The organism is Citrobacter sp. Ct235 (assembly GCF_030332305.1).
Taxonomy (GTDB): domain Bacteria; phylum Pseudomonadota; class Gammaproteobacteria; order Enterobacterales; family Enterobacteriaceae; genus Citrobacter_A; species Citrobacter_A telavivensis.
Genome location: NZ_JAOWIC010000034.1, coordinates 16,460 through 33,285, shown reverse-complemented (window position 1 = coordinate 33,285; position 16,826 = coordinate 16,460). Strand labels below are relative to the sequence as shown.

At 51.9% G+C, this 16,826-nt stretch carries 20 protein-coding genes and 1 pseudogene; 13 read left to right on the top strand and 8 right to left on the bottom strand.

Going from position 1 to position 16,826, the window contains the following annotated elements; all coding sequences use genetic code 11:
* Window positions 1-466: 466 nt before the first annotated feature.
* Together OGY35_RS02140 and OGY35_RS02135 are read left to right on the top strand one after the other, a co-directional pair.
* A pseudogene (locus OGY35_RS02140) lies at window positions 467-652 on the top strand (transposase); the annotation flags it as partial.
* A 277-nt stretch (window positions 653-929) separates the two neighbouring features.
* Window positions 930-1,400 (top strand): GNAT family N-acetyltransferase, encoded by a 471-nt coding sequence (locus OGY35_RS02135; protein WP_286631296.1) that lies wholly within the window; start codon window positions 930-932, stop codon window positions 1,398-1,400.
* 60 nt (window positions 1,401-1,460) lie between these two features.
* Here OGY35_RS02135 and OGY35_RS02130 read toward each other — a convergent pair whose 3' ends face one another.
* Window positions 1,461-2,072 (bottom strand): DUF1062 domain-containing protein, encoded by a 612-nt coding sequence (locus OGY35_RS02130; RefSeq protein ID WP_286631295.1) that lies wholly within the window; start codon window positions 2,070-2,072, stop codon window positions 1,461-1,463.
* Between the two features lie 290 nt (window positions 2,073-2,362).
* Here OGY35_RS02130 and OGY35_RS02125 point away from each other — a divergent pair, with 290 nt between their 5' ends.
* Both OGY35_RS02125 and OGY35_RS02120 read left to right on the top strand, forming a co-directional pair.
* Window positions 2,363-2,614 (top strand): zinc ribbon domain-containing protein, encoded by a 252-nt coding sequence (locus tag OGY35_RS02125; protein WP_152403178.1) that lies wholly within the window; start codon window positions 2,363-2,365, stop codon window positions 2,612-2,614.
* 7 nt (window positions 2,615-2,621) lie between these two features.
* Window positions 2,622-3,209 carry a dienelactone hydrolase family protein gene (locus OGY35_RS02120; RefSeq protein WP_286631294.1) on the top strand — a complete coding sequence of 196 codons (588 nt, stop codon included), beginning with the start codon at window positions 2,622-2,624 and terminating at the stop codon, window positions 3,207-3,209.
* A 15-nt stretch (window positions 3,210-3,224) separates the two neighbouring features.
* Here OGY35_RS02120 and OGY35_RS02115 read toward each other — a convergent pair whose 3' ends face one another.
* The gene (locus OGY35_RS02115; protein ID WP_152403174.1) at window positions 3,225-3,698 is read right to left on the bottom strand and encodes a methyltransferase family protein; all 474 of its coding nucleotides are present in this window, start codon (window positions 3,696-3,698) and stop codon (window positions 3,225-3,227) included.
* A 126-nt stretch (window positions 3,699-3,824) separates the two neighbouring features.
* Between OGY35_RS02115 and OGY35_RS02110 the strand changes: the two genes are divergently transcribed.
* Window positions 3,825-4,157 carry a YegP family protein gene (locus OGY35_RS02110; protein ID WP_152403172.1) on the top strand — a complete coding sequence of 111 codons (333 nt, stop codon included), beginning with the start codon at window positions 3,825-3,827 and terminating at the stop codon, window positions 4,155-4,157.
* Window positions 4,158-4,207: 50 nt separating this feature from the next.
* Here OGY35_RS02110 and OGY35_RS02105 read toward each other — a convergent pair whose 3' ends face one another.
* From OGY35_RS02105 to cynR, 4 genes are all read right to left on the bottom strand, one after another.
* Window positions 4,208-4,930: an amino acid ABC transporter ATP-binding protein gene (locus OGY35_RS02105; RefSeq protein ID WP_178823065.1), complete on the bottom strand. Its 723-nt coding sequence runs from the start codon at window positions 4,928-4,930 to the stop codon at window positions 4,208-4,210.
* On the bottom strand, window positions 4,917-5,681 hold the full coding sequence (locus OGY35_RS02100) for an amino acid ABC transporter permease (protein ID WP_042317723.1): 765 nt from the start codon (window positions 5,679-5,681) through the stop codon (window positions 4,917-4,919). Before OGY35_RS02100 ends, OGY35_RS02105 begins: the two co-directional genes overlap by 14 nt.
* A gap of 65 nt (window positions 5,682-5,746) precedes the next feature.
* Entirely contained in the window at window positions 5,747-6,514 is a 768-nt protein-coding gene (locus tag OGY35_RS02095; protein ID WP_042317722.1) for a basic amino acid ABC transporter substrate-binding protein, read from the bottom strand.
* Between the two features lie 106 nt (window positions 6,515-6,620).
* Complete coding sequence (gene cynR / locus OGY35_RS02090) at window positions 6,621-7,514, bottom strand: transcriptional regulator CynR (RefSeq protein WP_178823064.1); 894 nt, start codon at window positions 7,512-7,514, stop codon at window positions 6,621-6,623.
* Between the two features lie 110 nt (window positions 7,515-7,624).
* On the opposite strand from cynR, the gene OGY35_RS02085 reads away from it, so the two are divergent.
* From OGY35_RS02085 to OGY35_RS02070, 4 genes are all read left to right on the top strand, one after another.
* On the top strand, window positions 7,625-8,284 hold the full coding sequence (locus tag OGY35_RS02085; protein ID WP_286631293.1) for a carbonic anhydrase: 660 nt from the start codon (window positions 7,625-7,627) through the stop codon (window positions 8,282-8,284).
* A 32-nt stretch (window positions 8,285-8,316) separates the two neighbouring features.
* Window positions 8,317-8,787 carry a cyanase gene (gene cynS, locus OGY35_RS02080; RefSeq protein WP_046483436.1) on the top strand — a complete coding sequence of 157 codons (471 nt, stop codon included), beginning with the start codon at window positions 8,317-8,319 and terminating at the stop codon, window positions 8,785-8,787.
* 61 nt (window positions 8,788-8,848) lie between these two features.
* On the top strand, window positions 8,849-9,307 hold the full coding sequence (locus OGY35_RS02075; protein ID WP_152403164.1) for a nucleoside deaminase: 459 nt from the start codon (window positions 8,849-8,851) through the stop codon (window positions 9,305-9,307).
* The gene (locus tag OGY35_RS02070) at window positions 9,304-10,485 is read left to right on the top strand and encodes a cyanate transporter (RefSeq protein ID WP_286631291.1); all 1,182 of its coding nucleotides are present in this window, start codon (window positions 9,304-9,306) and stop codon (window positions 10,483-10,485) included. Before OGY35_RS02075 ends, OGY35_RS02070 begins: the two co-directional genes overlap by 4 nt.
* A 150-nt stretch (window positions 10,486-10,635) precedes the next feature.
* Here the strand turns inward: OGY35_RS02070 and OGY35_RS02065 are convergent, their stop codons facing one another.
* On the bottom strand, window positions 10,636-10,878 hold the full coding sequence (locus OGY35_RS02065; RefSeq protein ID WP_152403160.1) for a DUF2545 family protein: 243 nt from the start codon (window positions 10,876-10,878) through the stop codon (window positions 10,636-10,638).
* 422 nt (window positions 10,879-11,300) lie between these two features.
* Between OGY35_RS02065 and lpxP the strand changes: the two genes are divergently transcribed.
* A complete protein-coding gene (lpxP, locus tag OGY35_RS02060) occupies window positions 11,301-12,221 on the top strand; it encodes a kdo(2)-lipid IV(A) palmitoleoyltransferase (protein ID WP_152403158.1) in 921 nt (306 codons plus the stop codon).
* A 370-nt stretch (window positions 12,222-12,591) separates the two neighbouring features.
* The gene (gene ypdK / locus OGY35_RS02055; protein WP_010723117.1) at window positions 12,592-12,663 is read left to right on the top strand and encodes a membrane protein YpdK; all 72 of its coding nucleotides are present in this window, start codon (window positions 12,592-12,594) and stop codon (window positions 12,661-12,663) included.
* A gap of 66 nt (window positions 12,664-12,729) precedes the next feature.
* On the opposite strand, the gene alaC is transcribed toward ypdK, so the two are convergent.
* On the bottom strand, window positions 12,730-13,968 hold the full coding sequence (gene alaC, locus OGY35_RS02050) for an alanine transaminase (protein WP_042317712.1): 1,239 nt from the start codon (window positions 13,966-13,968) through the stop codon (window positions 12,730-12,732).
* Window positions 13,969-14,356: 388 nt separating this feature from the next.
* On the opposite strand from alaC, the gene OGY35_RS02045 reads away from it, so the two are divergent.
* Together OGY35_RS02045 and ypdB are read left to right on the top strand one after the other, a co-directional pair.
* Window positions 14,357-16,054 (top strand): sensor histidine kinase, encoded by a 1,698-nt coding sequence (locus OGY35_RS02045; protein WP_286631290.1) that lies wholly within the window; start codon window positions 14,357-14,359, stop codon window positions 16,052-16,054.
* Between the two features lie 14 nt (window positions 16,055-16,068).
* A complete protein-coding gene (gene ypdB, locus OGY35_RS02040; RefSeq protein ID WP_286631289.1) occupies window positions 16,069-16,803 on the top strand; it encodes a two-component system response regulator YpdB in 735 nt (244 codons plus the stop codon).
* Window positions 16,804-16,826: the final 23 nt, after the last annotated feature.

Sequence of the window (16,826 nt, the reverse complement as noted above, 5' to 3'; positions counted from 1 at the left end):
CACATTGCTTGATAATTCCTTGTTTTAAATACTCTAACAGAACAGAGGACAGAATATGTCTGGGTGATATTTCTATGTGATTACCAAGGTTTATCTGCATCCCTGCACTGATTCCGTGCTATTCGATTAGCACCCTTATGTATCCTGAGTGCAGTTTTACATTGCGCAAAAAACGAGTCAATAGAGGGGAAATGGGCAGATCGGGTATCAACGGCGGTTCTTAACTGCTTATATGAGCACAATCTCAGTCGCACCTGATCTTTCTTCCTGTTTTATCGTGACTTACATTATTCATCGGCTCTCAGTTTAAGAAGTTCTTCCCGATATTTAAGAACATTATAAATTATTAAACTGTCTTATCATGTAGTTATCGAACGCACATTTGCCGTATAGAGCGTGACAGGAACAGGCATCGGTTTCCTGGCACTTGTGTAGTGATACAGTAAATTTGGCCATCTGATTAGAAGTGATATTCTCACCTCAACACAAAACAGGTGGTTTCATGAACAAGAAAACTAAGCGTACTTTTCCCACTGAGATCGGGCTGGAATGTGCAAAGTTGATGGTTAATAAGAGCGACTCATATAGACAAGCCAGTGAAGCGATGAATATCGGTTCTACCACGCTTGAGAGTTGGGTACACCAGCTCAGATGAGAGCGTCGGGGGATTACGCCCTCTGCAAACCCACATTACTGCGTCTGGATACACGGCACATGTGCAAGCTCCTGAATGAAGATTCCACAGACCGGCTGGTCAAAAATATAGACCGGAGACTTCGTTTCTCGCGAAATTACGCTAATCTGCGTCCTTATACGCCTTTTTGCGAAGAATTCCTCTCAATTGAAGATTGATATTTCAGGAGGAGATATTCCGCGAACTAAAAAGACGTTATAACGGTAACAGAAAGCGGTAAACAGGGAGGAGTAAAGTGGATATTACCATCGTTCAGGCCAAACCCGTCGACGCAGAAAATATTTTATTGCTTCAGCAAATGGCTTACCAGAGTGAAGCATTACTTTATCAGGATGATTCCATTCCTGCATTGCAGCAAACGCTGGAATCATTACGGGCGCAATTTACGAACACACTCCTGCTTAAAGCGTCTCTGGCGGAGGGGCGAATTGTCGGCTCGGTGCGCGGTCATGTTGTCGGGAATACCTGCCATGTGGGGCGTTTGATTGTCCACCCGAACTTTCAGCGCAGAGGTATCGGCTCAGACTTACTGAATGCATTGGAAAGACAATTCCCTGATATCACACGTTTTGAACTCTTTACCGGACATAAAAGTGTAGGCAATTTACGCCTGTATTGCCGTCACGGTTATCAGGAATACCGTCGCGACCCCATTCACGCGGGTCTGACGATGATTTACCTTGAAAAGCACCAGACAAGAACCTGATTCGGCGTTGCGTTTTCCACCGATGTCGACGCCCGCCTTGTAGGCCGGGCGTCGTCTGGCTTAGCGTTTCACTCCTATGCGCATTTTCCGGGTTGCGTAAAACGCGTCCGGGCTCATCCAGAGATCATAAGCCGTTTCATGACGTTTACGATTTTTGAGCTCACGCAGCGTGATACCGCGAATCTTACCTTCGGCAACCCATCGCGCGACCTCCCCCGTACTGAGTCGCAACTGTTTTTTCACCACCGCCAACAGGCTGACCTGAAAGGCGATCGTTAACCTGATACTCACCTTCAGTTGCTGATGTCGGGCAAGCGTCATCCGCCACTGCTCGCGAACCGCAAAGTCCGGGATCCCGGAAAGCTCAGCATTATTTCGCTTCAGGATTTGGCGATCGTGAGCGAAAAATTGAATTGTGCTTGCGTCATTAGCAACGATCCGCATATAGAGCGCGTGGTTGATACGACTGACAGGGAGTCGCGAGAACAGGCTGATATTCCAGGTGTAATCGCAATGAAGACACTTATAGATGCTCCAGACATCCAGCAGCTTCTTTTGTGAATTCATTCTGAAAGCCCCGGAAGGGATGAAATCGCGTTTGATATTGCAGGCAGGACAGCGCTTCGCGATGCGCTGATAGCCCACGGGACTGACGGTCCATGTGACGTGCATATTGACCCTTTTTTAACCCATACAAAAACGGATTCGTTCTGAACGAACCATAAATTTTGCTATGTGAAAAATATTTGAAGATATTTTTCAGTGGGTTAAGAAAAGATTTCCAGCACAACAATCCCTTGAGTCATCGATGAGACAGTAAGACTAACAGACCCTCATTTTCTCAATACATAAACCAAATCAATATTTGTTACACATCCATAAGGGTTATTTGATCTGGCATCGGATTCAGCCCGCCAAATAACCGTATATTTATTAGGCGATCATAAAACAAGGAGGATGCAATGTCAGAAACAGAACAATATTGCCACGCCTGTGGAATGCCATTATCGATACCCAACGCTAAAGGGGTGAGCGATACGTACTGTGCGTATTGCAGCGATGCCGAAGGCAATCTGAAACCCTGGGAAGATGCCGTTTCTGGCCTGGCGGGGTTTCTTGATTCCTGGCAAAAAGTCGGTCCCGAGGAGTCACGTAAGCGCGCGATTCGCTTCCTGACATCCATGCCCGCCTGGGCTCACAAAGCAGACGACTAAACGGCAGATGCCCAGTCCACGGTCGGATGCCGTCGTCATTCTGCATGAAATCTACGGCATCAATGCGCATATCCGGCGTACCAGCGAGATGTGGCGAGCGCGTGGGTTCGAGGTCTATACTCCCGCGCTTTTCCCGCATGAGATTCCCTACAGCTACGCGCAACAGGACGAGGCTTATCGCTATTTTTCGCACCACGTGGGTTTTGATCCGCAACCCGTCTTAACGCTGCTTGCCACACTCCGCGCGCAACATCGCAAACTGATTGTCATTGGCTACAGCACCGGCGCAACGCTTGCATGGCGAGTCGCGGGAAGCGGCTTGTGTGACGGGGTTATCTGTCATTACGGTTCGCGAATCCGCCAGTACAGCGACGAGGTGCCCCACTGCCCTGCGCTGATGATCATGGCTCGCCACGAGCCGTCATTCGATCCTACGGTACTACAACAGAAGCTGGAAACACTGCCCCTGGTACAATGTCATATGTTCGACGCCCGGCACGGTTTCTGCGACGCCGACAGCCCCGGACACCTTGCGTGGCAGGCGCGTCATGCCATTGCCGATGCCATCGCCTTTGTTGACGCAATCTGCGGATAGTCAGCGTGATGGCCTTTATAGCCAGCGACGAACCTGCTTAGCGTAGCGCTCCCACTCTGCCCCAAAGCGCTTATGTAACTGAAACTCTTCAAAATCGATATGCAACCGTGCCACCGCCAGCATGAAGAGTGGTACAGCAATCACGCCAGGCAGACTGCCCATCCAGAGCGCAACGGCAAGTTGCCCTCCGCTCAGTCCAAGATAAATGGGGTTTCGGCTCCAGGCATAACATCCACGCGTGACCAGCGTTGTCGTTTTATCCGCCTGAAGCGGATTGAGCGTGGTGCGATTCACATGCATTTGCCATGCGGTTGTCAGGATGACGCCAAGGCTTACTGCGGCTATCGCCAGGCTCAGAACCTGGGTGACCAGACCAAAGGTAAAACGCGGATTTGCGGTAAGACAATCTCCCACCACAAAGATTAACAGAATGACCGGTGGCGGAAATCGGCTCCTGAGCTTTTCGAGACGCACGTTGACGTGTTTCATTTCCCTCCTTTTGCACCGCAATTATTTGAGACTTTTCAGATCCCTTCGAATATTGCCTGATAAATTATTATTAAACTATGCTCAATACGGTGCGGTAATTCCTCTCTTTTCAAAAAGGTGATAATTATGGCCGGTTGGTTTGAATTAAGTAAGAGTACAAACGATCAGTTTCGCTTTGTACTGAAAGCAGGTAATGGCGAGGTGATCCTCACGAGCGAACTGTATACCACGAAAGCGGCGGCAGAAAATGGCATTGCCTCCGTTCAGTCGAACAGTCCGCTGGACGAGCGCTACGAAACGAAAACGGCGTCGAACGGTAAGTTCTTCTTTAATTTAAAAGCAGGCAATCATCAGATCATTGGCACCAGCCAGATGTATGCCTCCACGCAGTCGCGTGACGTGGGTATCGCGTCGGTAAAAACAAACGGCAGCAGCAAAACAATAAAAGAGCAGATCTGATTTTTTGACGTAAATGGCCAGATCGGGAAATACCGATCTGGCACCTTATATCAGAGAACCTTACTTAAGAATTCAGCCGTTCGCGGATTTGCTGGCGACGTAAAAAGCACCTCAGGCGTTCCCTCTTCCTGGATAATACCGTGATCGATAAAAATGACCCGGTCGGCCACTTCACGGGCAAACCCCATTTCGTGGGTGACGATCGCCATGGTCATGCCTTCGTTAGCCAGGTTCTTCATCACCTCCAGCACATCGCCGACTAACTCCGGGTCCAGCGCCGAGGTTGGCTCGTCGAACAGCATGATCGAGGGATTCATTGCCAGCGCGCGTGCAATCGCCACGCGTTGCTGCTGACCACCCGACAGGCGCGAAGGCCAGGCATCGCGTTTATCGCTTAACCCGACCTTTTCCAACAGCATTTCAGCCCGGCTGACCGCTTCACTGCGGGAGATCCCCAACAGCATTTGCGGCGCCATCATCAGGTTGTCCAGCACCGTCATGTGCGGAAACAGATTAAAACGCTGGAATACCATTCCCACGCTTTCACGCATTTTATTGAGATCGGTCTTGCGATCGTGAACGGCAAAACCGTTCACCACGACTTCGCCTTCGGTGACCGTCTCGAGCGCATTCATGCAGCGTAAGAAGGTGCTTTTCCCCGACCCTGACGGACCAATGATACACACCACCTCCTGGGGTTTGATATCACAGTCAATACCGCGCAGAACGTGGTTGTCACCAAAGTGTTTATGTAAATTTTTAATGTGGATCACTTTTACCAAACCTTTTTTCCAGACGGTTAACCAGCTGCGCCAGCAGGAAGGTGAGTACCCAGTACACCAGCGAAATAGTCAGGTAGGGTTCCCAGTAGGTCGCGTAAGCTCCTGAAACCGTTCGCGCCGCGTAGGCCAGATCGGCAAGCCCGATCGCCGAGGCGAGTGAGGAATCTTTGACAATTGCAATGGCATTATTGCCCAGCGGCGGAAGAATACGGCGAAAAGCCTGAGGCAGGATAACCTTGCGCATGGTTTTCCACCACGGCATTCCCAGCGCCCGCGACGCTTCCATCTGACCGGGGTCAATCGACTGGATCCCCGCACGGAAGATCTCGGAAACGTAGGCCCCGGCATTCAGCGTAATGGCCACAATACAGGATAAGAAGGCACCGTAGCCCGAGCGCAATTCGCGGGCAACATCGGCGCTCATCAGTCCACTGGTAACCAGCATCCCATCCCGGGGATTGATGAACAGCGGCACCAGCGCAAAATGGACGACCATGATCTGAACAAACAGCGGCGTTCCGCGAAAGGCGCTGACGTAGAAACGAACGGGATACTGAACACAATAGCGGAGCGCGTATTTCCAGAAGCCGTGCTCGGCTTTTGCCATGCGGCCCAGCCCCAGCGTCAGCCCCCAGAGTGTGCCAAGACAGACACAGATGATGGTGCATTTTATGGTCATCCATGCGCCTTCCATAAACAATGGCGCATACTCCTGGATGATTTCCCAACGAAATCCCGTCATGGTTTTCCCCTGCAAAAAAGCTGGCACAGACAGCGTGCCAGCCTAAAAAAAATTAATACCGCAAATTACTCTGACGGAAGCGTCGGGACTTCGCTGTCAAACCAGGTTTTATAAATTTTATCGTAGGTGCCATCAGCGATGATTTTTTTCAATCCCGCGTTAATTTTCTGCTGTAATTCGGTATTCCCTTTGGCGACCGCAATACCAAAATACTGGCGCTCGAACTTGGCATCCGGGACAAGCTTGAACTGTTTTTCCGGATGCTGCTTGATGTAGTATTTCACCACGCCAACATCGCCGACCGCCGCGCTGACGCCATCCTCAAACAGTTCCTGCAACATTAACGGCGTATTATCGAACCGTTTGATCGCGGTGCTGTTTTTCCCCAGAACGCCAGAAACCACAATGTCGCCGGTGCTGGAGTTAACGACGCCAACCTTTTCCGTTTTCAGCGAGTCCAGAGAACTCACTTTTGAATCAGCCGGAACGACAATTGACTGCTCCGCCGGGAAATAAGGAAGAGAAAAATCCACCATCTGCTTACGTTTATCCGTGATGGTGATCCCCGAGATAATGATGTCGCGATCCCCGGAACCCAGCGTCGCGAAGATACCTTCCCACGGCGTGTTGACCAGTTTGACATCAAAATTTTCCGCTTTCGCGATGGCTTTAATAATATCGATATCAAAGCCTTCCAGCTGTTTCTGGCTGTTTTCAAACTCAAACGGGCGATAGGTGCCACCCGCGCCGACCACGTAAGTTTCTTGTGCTGCGAAAGCGGCCCCGGTCAACGCCATCATCAAACATCCTGCTTTTATCCACTGACTGAACATTCCCTTCTCCTGTTATTTTTATGCACATTTACTGCATAAAAATACCCAAACTGATTTCCTTATGCAATCACTATCTGATCCGCAGTTTGCCTTGCCGGATCCCCGCTTAGCTCGCCGTTGATACTGCCTTCGCGCCTTCCTGCGCCATCGCGACAAACGCCCTGGCGGCAGCGGTTCGCCAGGCACCTTTTCGCTGCATTAATACGGCCGTACGTTCGAGGAGTTGTGGGGTCAGTGAAATCGCCTGTAGAGAGTGACTCTGTGCGGCGATGGGCGCCGGCAGCAGCGTGGATAATCCGGTGCGCCGCACCAGTTCCAGCACCGCGCTGATGGAGTTGACCTCCATGAGAATCTGCGGTCGCAGTCCTGCCTGACGGCAGTAACGGTCAATCTGTTCCCGGGTAGCAAACTCTGCGCTCAATAAAATCAACTTTTCGTCATTGAGCACGCTCAAATCTACCGACGTTTGCGCCGCCAGCGGATGGTGATTCGCCACGACCAGAGCCAGGTTTTCGGTCAGCAACGGCTGCGCGTCAATATCCGGAGAGTGAACCTCGTCGAAGGCAATACCGACATCCAGTTCATCATTGACCAGCCGCTCTTCGATTCTGTCCTGCGATATTTCCTGTAGCTGTAAGGTTATATTGGGATAGCGGGTATAGAATTCAGCCAGTAACGGGCCGATAAACCAGGCGGTAAAGGTCGGCGTAACCGCAACGCGCAGGGAACCCCGGCTCAGATCCTCCACATCATGAATGGCGCGTTTGCCCTCTTCCAGCGCCTGTAGCGCGCTGCGCGCATAGCGCAGATAGACCTCTCCCGCGTCGGTCAATCGGGTCGTACGCCCGCTGCGATCGAACAACTGCACGCCCAACATCTCCTCCAACTGTCTGATTTGCTGCGAAAGCGCCGGTTGCGAAACGTGCAGCGCCGCCGCTGCACGGGTGAATCCGTGATGCTCCGCCACGGCAAGAAAATAGTGGGTGTGTCGATCCAGCATCGCCTTTACCTATAAGTTTTTCCAATAGACTCCATTATAAATGAGTCTTTTATCTTATGATACGAAGCGCGTAGCCTGTGTTCATCGCATAGCGAGACAGAGGATTATTCGTGAAAGAGATTATTGATGGTTTCCTGAAATTTCAGCGCAATGTATTTCCTGAACGCGCGGAATTATTCAGACGCCTTGCCACCCAACAAAACCCCCGTGCGTTATTCATCTCCTGTTCGGACAGCCGTCTGGTCCCCGAACTGGTCACGCAGCGCGAGCCAGGCGATCTGTTCGTGATCCGCAACGCCGGCAATATTGTGCCGTCATATGGACCGGAACCCGGCGGGGTGACAGCCTCAGTGGAATACGCCGTCTCTGCGCTTCGTGTCACCGACATTGTTATCTGTGGGCACTCCGACTGCGGCGCGATGACCGCGATAGCCGGATGTCACTGCCTGGACCACATGCCAGCCGTCGATCACTGGTTGCGCTATGCGGACTCCGCTCGCGTGGTCAACGAGTCACGCGAGCACGCCTCTTTGGCCGAGAAAACGGCCTCGATGGTGCGTGAAAACGTCATCGCACAACTCGCCAACATTCAGACCCATCCCTCAGTGCGTCTCGCGCTTGAAGAGGGGCGCGTTGCGCTCCACGGCTGGGTCTACGACATCGAAAGCGCAGAGATTGCTGCTTACGACGGCGCCAGCAGACGGTTCGTCTCACTGGCAAAAAACCCGAACACCTGCGCGATGCCTTATCGCCAGTCATCCGCAGCCTGAGCTATTTATTAATCTATCAAAGAGGTTCCATTATGATTCAGTCGCAAATTAACCGCGATATTCGCCTGGCCCTGGCCGATCAGATCCTGCTGAGCAAAGCCAGAAAAGATCTCACGTTTGCCCAACTTGCGGACGGCACCGGTTTATCAGAAGCGTTTGTCACTGCCGCACTGCTCGGTCAACACGCCCTCCCGGCCGATGCTGCGCGTCTCGTTGGCGAGAAACTGGCCCTCGACAACGATGCGGTACTGTTGTTACAGACCATTCCACTGCGCGGCAGTATTGACGATCGCGTACCGACAGACCCGACGATGTACCGTTTCTATGAGATGTTGCAGGTTTACGGCACCACGCTGAAAGCGCTGGTTCACGAAAAATTTGGCGACGGCATTATTAGCGCCATTAATTTCAAGCTGGATGTAAAAAAAGTGGCAGACCCGGAAGGCGGCGAGCGCGCCGTGATTACCCTGGATGGCAAATATTTACCGACGAAGCCTTTCTAATCCATCAGAACGGTACGCGCAGGCGTATCGTTCTTCTTTTCTCTGCTCACAGGAGTAAAGCATGTCTGCACATGATAACTATCTGCAACAGGCGCTGGCCCTGGCAGCCCGCAACGTTGAACAGGGTGGACGCCCGTTTGGCGCGATCATCGTCCGCAACGGCGAAGCGATCGCCGAAGCCGTCAACACCCTGCACCTGGATGATGATCCCACCGGGCATGCTGAGCTCAACGCCATTCGGGCGATTGCGGCCCATTCAGGCAGCGCGGCGCTTCGTGAATGCGTGGTTTACGCCAGCGGCCAGCCGTGCCCGATGTGCCTTAGCGCCATGTATCTCACCGGCGTAAAAGAAGTCTGGTTCGCCAACAGCAATGGCGATGGCGAAACATTCCGTCTCTCCACTGCGGCAATTTATCAGCAATTACAGCAGCCCCTCGCTCAACAAACCCTGCCTGTTCATCATCTTCCACAGCCCAATGGGCTGGCGGTTTACCAACGCTTCGCTGAAAAACAGTCATGAACAAAACCCCGCGCGTTGGCCTGGTCCTGCTGGTTCTGGTACTGATTGGCCTGAATATGCGTCCGCTGCTGACCTCTGTCGGCCCGCTTCTGCCGCAACTGCGTGCCGCCAGCGGTATGAGCTTTGCCGTGGCGTCGCTGCTCACGGCATTACCAATGATCGCCATGGGCACGCTGGCGCTGGCCGGTGGGTGGATCAATCGCCATATCAGCGAGCGTCTCAGCGTCGCCTTAAGTTTGTTGATGATTATGGCTGGCGCATTGCTTCGCGAGCTGGCGCCGCACAGCGTTGTGCTGCTCAGCAGCGCTCTGCTGGGCGGTATCGGTATTGGGATCGTTCAGGTCGTAATGCCAACGGTGATTAAGCGTCTTTTTCACCGTCGCATGCCACAGGTCATGGGGCTCTGGTCAGTTGCACTGATGGGTGGAGGGGGACTCGGCGCGGCGATGACGCCGTGGATCGCACAGCACAGTGAACTCTGGCACCGCTCGCTGGCATGGTGGGCCCTGCCCGCGCTGGTTGCCCTGGTCGGCTGGCTGGCGCAACGTCGCTCAACAGAGATGCCTTCATCTCACCCGAAAAGTGCTGCCGTGCGCGTCGTACTCAACCCCCGCGCCTGGACGCTGGGACTCTATTTTGGCGTGATCAATGGTGGTTACGGTAGCCTGATCGCCCGGCTACCACCGTACTATATTCAGTTGGGCGAAAGCGCGCAGTTCAGCGGCACGCTGCTGGCTCTGATGACCGTCGGTCAGACGGCGGGGGCGCTGGTATTACCGATGCTCGCGCGTCATCAGGATCGCCGTAAACTGCTGCTCTTCACGCTGGCCCTACAGATGCTTGGCTTTTGCGGTTTTATTCTCTGGCCTGCGCAACTGCCAATCCTCTGGGCCGTGGTTTGTGGTATCGGCCTTGGCGGCGCATTTCCTTTATGCCTCGTGCTGGCGCTCGACCATGCCCAACATCCGGTAATATCTGGCAAATTAGTCGCTTTTATGCAGGGGATTGGCTTTATTATCGCCGGCCTCTCTCCCTGGTTCTCCGGTATCTTGCGTAGCCTGAGCGGCAATTACTGGCTTGACTGGACGTTCCACGCCCTCTGTGTGGCCGGGTTGATGGCGCTCACGCTGCGTTTCGTGCCCGCACGCTATCCGCAGGAGTGGTCAGTCGCCGATTAAGGCGCGAAGGGAGTAAGAAGGGAATTAACCGGGTCGGTTTTGTTGATCCTGACAACGAAAGTGCCAGTTAACTGGCACTTTCTCATACGACGTGATCACCCGATATAAAAAATGGCAATCATCAATATTAATGCTTTATTGCCGGGCCAATTAACGCTTACCGTACCCCACCATAAAACGAATGATCAGGCCGCAGGCAGGTGAAAGAAAAAGAAACAATCCTGTGACCATTTCATCACCCGCAGTCAACCACATCGTGGTGTAGTATATCAGCACCGCCAGAATGACCATGCCAACAAACGCGCTAATGGCTGATACCCAACCTAAAACCTGCGCGATATAGCCGCTGACGCCCAGCATACTCACGAGCAGAAAGGCTAAAAAAAAGATCATCGCTGTACCTCCTTTTTGCGTGAACTCAAAACGTAAATACTTACTCTCCTTATATTTTCAATCATAAGCTAAAGCAGCCCCTCCGGCAAATCTCATAACCCATTTATAACAATTGTAATTATACGAATATTCCGCATTGTGCTTTTCTAACCTTATTAAAAACAACCCATTAAAAACAACGTCATTATTTTTTATACGCAATGCAAATATTTACGCTTCTTGATTAATTATTTGTGGCTTACATTAATCCCCGGATGGTACATTATACGTCCAGCATTCATGCCCCTCGTGGTTTTATCCTGACGCAGTTTTACACTCTTTGCAGGAACCATTGTCGTACATGATGGCCTAAAACATTGAGTGTACCGCGTTGGAGAATACGTCTTCTGCGATACAAAAATGGGTATCAATAGAAGGTATTTATGTTCCCAACATGCAAATTTTCCCGCGCGTTTCTGCATCCGCGTTACTGGCTCACCTGGTTTGGTCTCGGTGTGCTTTGGTTATTGGTGCAACTTCCCTACCCTGTTTTGTGCTTTCTCGGCACCCGGACGGGGTCACTGGCACGCCCTTTTCTGAAACGTCGCGAATCCATCGCCCGTAAAAACCTTGAACTCTGCTTCCCGTCTTATTCTCAGGAACAGAGAGAAAAGATGATCGAAGAGAATTTCCGTTCTCTTGGTATGGCGCTGCTGGAAACCGGCATGGCCTGGTTCTGGCCGGACCGTCGTGTGCGTAAATGGTTTGATGTTGAGGGACTGGACAACCTGCAACGCGCACAAGCGCAAAATCGCGGCGTGATGGTTGTTGGCGTTCACTTTATGTCACTGGAACTCGGTGGCCGGGTGATGGGTCTTTGCCAACCGATGATGGCGACCTATCGTCCGCACAACAATCCGCTGATGGAGTGGGTACAGACCCGCGGACGGATGCGTTCGAATAAAGCCATGATCGGCAGAAACAATCTGCGCGGCATCGTCGGTGCCCTGAAGAAAGGTGAAGCCGTCTGGTTTGCACCGGACCAGGATTACGGCCCGAAAGGCAGTTCATTCGCCCCGTTCTTCGCCGTTAAAGACGTGGCGACCACTAATGGTACCTATGTGCTGTCGCGCTTGTCAGGTTCGGCCATGCTCACCGTGACGATGGTCAGAAAAGCCGGTAACGCCGGCTACCGTCTGTATATCTCCCCTGAGATGAAGGGCTACCCGGCAGATGAAAACCTGGCAGCCGCCTATATGAACAAGATTATCGAGAAAGAGATCATGCGCGCCCCTGAGCAATATCTCTGGATCCACCGCCGCTTTAAAACCCGTCCATTGGGTGAAGCCTCACTCTACATTTAAAGAAGGCCGCAAGGCCTTTTTTATTGTCTGCCACCCACCAACAACCTTGATTACGCTATGGTTTTCATCCTCGTTTTTTGCGCTATAAATCGCGTCGCTCAATGGTGATTTATTACCCTCTGCAATTATACTGTCGCCGAATCCCGACAGTTGTAAGTTACTAAAAGTAAATAAGAAAATGTCTATTGTCTTGCCCCTTTTTTAGGCGTACATTAGCGCCGTCTGGAGCAATCAACGCACAGAATTCTGAGGTGATACCGCAGACGAAACGGGGAACATTCCGGGTTTCGTTTTTACCGGTATCAGCTCTCTATAATCAGATGAGATAAAATTCATTCAGGCGTATCAGTCATTACGCGGAGAGATGAAAGTGAAATATTTCTTTATGGGCATTTCTTTTATGGTCATCGTTTGGGCCGGTACGTTTGCTCTGATGATCTAAAGACAACAATGCAGCAAAAAAACAGGAGCCGATGGCTCCTGTTTGCGTTTGGATGGACAGAACGTTTTACTCGAGGGTTTCAGAGGCCGATTTCGTTCCGGCAGGCAGCAAGCCATCGGCGCGGAACATCGATTTAATCCCTCTGATCGCCTGACGGATACGATCGCGGTTCTCAATCAGCGCGAAACGCACATGGGTATCACCGTAATCACCAAAGCCAATTCCGGGCGACACGCACACTTTAGCGTCATTCAGTAGTTTTTTCGCGAAGTCCAGCGACCCCATCCCGGCATACTGTTCCGGGATCTTCGCCCACACGTACATCGAGGCCTTCGGCATTTCGACCATCCACCCGGCCTCATGCAGCCCTTTCACCAGCACGTCACGGCGACGCTTATACTGCTCGGCGATATCACGCACGCACTGCTGATCGCCTTCCAGCGCCGCAATGGCAGCAACCTGCAGCGGGGTAAACGTACCGTAGTCGTGATAGCTCTTAATCCGCGCCAGGGCATTGACCAGCGTTTTGTTGCCAACCATAAAACCAATGCGCCAGCCGGCCATGTTGTAACTTTTCGACAGCGTGAAAAACTCTACCGCCACGTCGCGCGCCCCTGGCACCTGCATGATGGACGGCGCTTTCCAACCATCGTAAACGATGTCGGCGTAAGCCAAATCGTGCACCACCAGTACATCGTAACGCTTCGCCAGCGCGACCACTTTCTCAAAAAATTCTAACTCAACGCACTGCGCCGTCGGGTTAGACGGGAAACCGAGGATCATCATCTTTGGTTTCGGATAACTTTCGCGAATCGCGCGTTCCAGTTCGTTGAAGAAATCGATACCTTCCACCAGCGGAACAGAACGCACCTGAGCGCCGGCAATCACCGCGCCGTAGATATGGATGGGATAGCTGGGGTTCGGCACCAGCACCGTATCGCCATGATCGAGCGTCGCCAGCATCAGGTGCGCCAGCCCCTCTTTTGAGCCAATGGTGACGATCGCTTCAGATTCCGGATCGATATCAACTTCATAGCGTTCCTGATACCAGCGGGAGATGGCCCGACGCAGGCGTGGGATACCGCGAGAAGTGGAATAACCGTGCGTATCGGGGCGCTGCGCCACGGTACACAGTTTTTCGACGATGTGAGGCGGCGTCGCGCCGTCCGGGTTCCCCATGCTGAAGTCGATAATATCTTCGCCGCGCCGACGCGCAGCCATCTTCAGTTCAGCCGTGATGTTAAAAACGTAGGGGGGGAGACGATCAATACGCGTAAAGCGACGTTCAGGGCGAGAGTCAGCCATAATTTCCTCAGATTCACGTTAGCGCCCGGACCGTCCGAGCGACGCTGCCACGATGGTGGCATGTTTAGAAAATAGCCTGATTAAAATCCCTCTGTCGAGAGGGAAAGGAAAATATTTTTTTGTTTCTCAAAAGAGGAATATCAATTTTAAAAGAGGAAGTGATTCGTTTTCGTTGCCGTTAAATGTTACGTTTTTATAACACTCTGTTGTTATGGTAGTAACCATGAAAGCCCGCGTTTTATGAGATGTATTGTAAATACACCAATCATTCATCAATCCCCTTTTAAAATTGAGGTTTTTCCTCATTAGCCACCCGATCTCAGCAGGCTGGTCATCCGCCCTGCGGTTACCTATCATAGTCCTTTAACCCTTTGGCAAGAGTCCCCCCGTGCACGAAATATTTACCATGCTGCTGGCCGTCTTTGACCGGGCTGCGCTGATGCTATTTTGTCTGTTCTTTCTCATCCGCATCCGCCTGTTTCGCGAGCTGCTGCATAAGTCTGCCCATACGCCAAAAGAACTGCTCGCCGTCACCGCCATTTTTTCGATGTTCGCGTTGTTCAGTACCTGGTCCGGCGTGCCGGTAGAAGGTTCACTGGTGTACGTGCGTATTATTGCCGTAATGTCAGGCGGGATCCTGTTTGGTCCGTGGGTAGGCATTATTACGGGGGTGATTGCCGGGACGCACCGCTATCTGATCGACATTGGCGGCGTGACGGCGATCCCCTGCTTTATCACCAGTATTCTGGCGGGGTGTCTTGCCGGCTGGATTAACCGTAAGATCCCCAAAGCCCAACACTGGCGCGCCGGGATTTTAGGCGGCATGCTTTGTGAAACACTGACAATGATCCTGATTGTCCTCTGGGCGCCAACCACCGAACTGGGGCTGGATATCGTCTCGAAAATCGGTATTCCGATGATCCTCGGCAGCGTCTGTATCGGGTTTATCGTGCTGCTGGTACAGAGCGTTGAGGGTGAGAAGGAAGCGAGCGCCGCGCGGCAGGCCAAGCTGGCACTGGATATCGCCAATAAAACCCTGCCCTTGTTTCGCCAGGTCAACAGCGAATCGCTGCGCCAGATCTGCGAAATTATTCGTCACGATATCCACGCCGATGCGGTGGCAATTACCAATACCCAGCACGTGCTGGCCTACGTCGGTGTCGGAGAAGCCAACTACCGCAACCACGATGACTTCGTCAGCCCGACCACCCAGCAGGCGATCAATCACGGTGAAATCATTATTAAAAACAATGATGAAGCACACCGCACGCCAGAAATTCACTCCATGCTGGTCATTCCATTATGGGAAAAAGGCGTCGTGACCGGCACGCTGAAAATTTATTACTGCCACGCCCATCAGATCACCTCGTCATTGCAGGAGATGGCAATAGGTCTGTCGCAAATTATCTCGACCCAGCTCGAGGTGTCCCGCACCGAGCAATTGCGGGAGATGGCAAATAAGGCAGAGCTACGCGCGCTGCAAAGTAAAATTAATCCTCATTTCCTGTTTAACGCCCTGAACGCGATTTCGTCATCGATTCGGCTTAATCCGGACACGGCCCGTCAGCTCATTTTTAATTTGTCGCGTTACCTGCGCTATAACATTGAGTTAAAGGATGACGAGCAAATCGACATCAAAAAAGAGCTGTACCAAATCAAGGATTACATTGCCATTGAACAGGCCCGTTTTGGTGACAAGCTGACCGTGATTTATGATATTGATGAAGAGGTCAACTGCTCCATCCCCAGCCTGCTGATACAACCGTTAGTCGAGAACGCCATTGTCCATGGCATTCAGCCCTGTAAAGGGAAAGGCGTGGTGACGATTAGCGTCGCCGAGTGTGGTAACCGGGTGCGCATTGCCGTAAGAGACACCGGCCACGGTATCGATCCAAAAGTGATTGAGCGTGTGGAATCCAACGAAATGCCGGGCAATAAAATTGGTCTGCTTAATGTCCATCATCGCGTTAAGCTGTTATACGGTGAAGGCCTGCATATTCGCCGCCTGGAGCCAGGTACCGAAATCGCCTTTTATGTGCCAAACCAGCACACGGCGACCGCGACGCCCGCCACGTTATTGCTTTAAGCCGGAGTAACACTGTGAAAGTCATCATCGTTGAAGATGAATTCCTTGCCCAACAGGAACTCAGTTGGCTGATTAAAGAACACAGCCAGATGGAGATTGTCGGCACGTTTGACGACGGTCTGGATGTGCTGAAGTTTTTGCAGCATCACCGCGTCGACGCCATTTTTCTTGATATCAATATTCCGTCTCTGGACGGCGTTCTGCTGGCGCAAAATATCAGTCAGTTCGCCCATAAGCCGTTTATTGTGTTTATTACCGCGTGGAAAGAACACGCGGTTGAAGCGTTTGAGCTGGAAGCGTTTGACTATATTCTCAAGCCGTATCAGGAATCACGGATCGTCGGGATGCTGCAAAAGCTGGAGGCAGCCTGGCAACAGCAACAGTCCGGCGCCACAGCGGTTGGGCCGGTTACGCGTGAAAACGACACCATCAACCTGATCAAAGATGAGCGGATTATCGTCACGCCGATCAACGATATTTATTACGCCGAAGCACATGAGAAAATGACGTTTGTCTATACGCGGCGGGAGTCGTACGTGATGCCCATCAATATCACCGAGTTCTGCAACAAACTACCACCCTCGCATTTTTTCCGCTGCCACCGCTCGTTCTGCGTCAACCTGAACAAGATCCGCGAGATTGAGCCGTGGTTTAACAATACTTATATTCTGCGGCTCAAGGATCTGGAATTTGAGATTCCCGTAAGCCGCAGCAAGGTAAAAGAGTTCCGCCAGCTAATGCATTTATAGTGGACTGCGCTGTGCTCTCGACA

What these genes read in the sequence shown, in the direction of transcription:
- OGY35_RS02130 (WP_286631295.1), bottom strand. Translation starts at nt 2,072, where the DNA reads ATGCACGTCACATGGACCGTCAGTCCCGTGGGCTATCAGCGCATCGCG.
- OGY35_RS02125 (WP_152403178.1), top strand. Translation starts at nt 2,363, where the DNA reads ATGTCAGAAACAGAACAATATTGCCACGCCTGTGGAATGCCATTATCG.
- OGY35_RS02120 (WP_286631294.1), top strand. Translation starts at nt 2,622, where the DNA reads ATGCCCAGTCCACGGTCGGATGCCGTCGTCATTCTGCATGAAATCTAC.
- OGY35_RS02115 (WP_152403174.1), bottom strand. Translation starts at nt 3,698, where the DNA reads ATGAAACACGTCAACGTGCGTCTCGAAAAGCTCAGGAGCCGATTTCCG.
- OGY35_RS02110 (WP_152403172.1), top strand. Translation starts at nt 3,825, where the DNA reads ATGGCCGGTTGGTTTGAATTAAGTAAGAGTACAAACGATCAGTTTCGC.
- OGY35_RS02100 (WP_042317723.1), bottom strand. Translation starts at nt 5,681, where the DNA reads ATGACGGGATTTCGTTGGGAAATCATCCAGGAGTATGCGCCATTGTTT.
- OGY35_RS02095 (WP_042317722.1), bottom strand. Translation starts at nt 6,514, where the DNA reads ATGTTCAGTCAGTGGATAAAAGCAGGATGTTTGATGATGGCGTTGACC.
- cynR (WP_178823064.1), bottom strand. Translation starts at nt 7,514, where the DNA reads ATGCTGGATCGACACACCCACTATTTTCTTGCCGTGGCGGAGCATCAC.
- cynS (WP_046483436.1), top strand. Translation starts at nt 8,317, where the DNA reads ATGATTCAGTCGCAAATTAACCGCGATATTCGCCTGGCCCTGGCCGAT.
- OGY35_RS02075 (WP_152403164.1), top strand. Translation starts at nt 8,849, where the DNA reads ATGTCTGCACATGATAACTATCTGCAACAGGCGCTGGCCCTGGCAGCC.
- OGY35_RS02070 (WP_286631291.1), top strand. Translation starts at nt 9,304, where the DNA reads ATGAACAAAACCCCGCGCGTTGGCCTGGTCCTGCTGGTTCTGGTACTG.
- OGY35_RS02065 (WP_152403160.1), bottom strand. Translation starts at nt 10,878, where the DNA reads ATGATCTTTTTTTTAGCCTTTCTGCTCGTGAGTATGCTGGGCGTCAGC.
- lpxP (WP_152403158.1), top strand. Translation starts at nt 11,301, where the DNA reads ATGTTCCCAACATGCAAATTTTCCCGCGCGTTTCTGCATCCGCGTTAC.
- alaC (WP_042317712.1), bottom strand. Translation starts at nt 13,968, where the DNA reads ATGGCTGACTCTCGCCCTGAACGTCGCTTTACGCGTATTGATCGTCTC.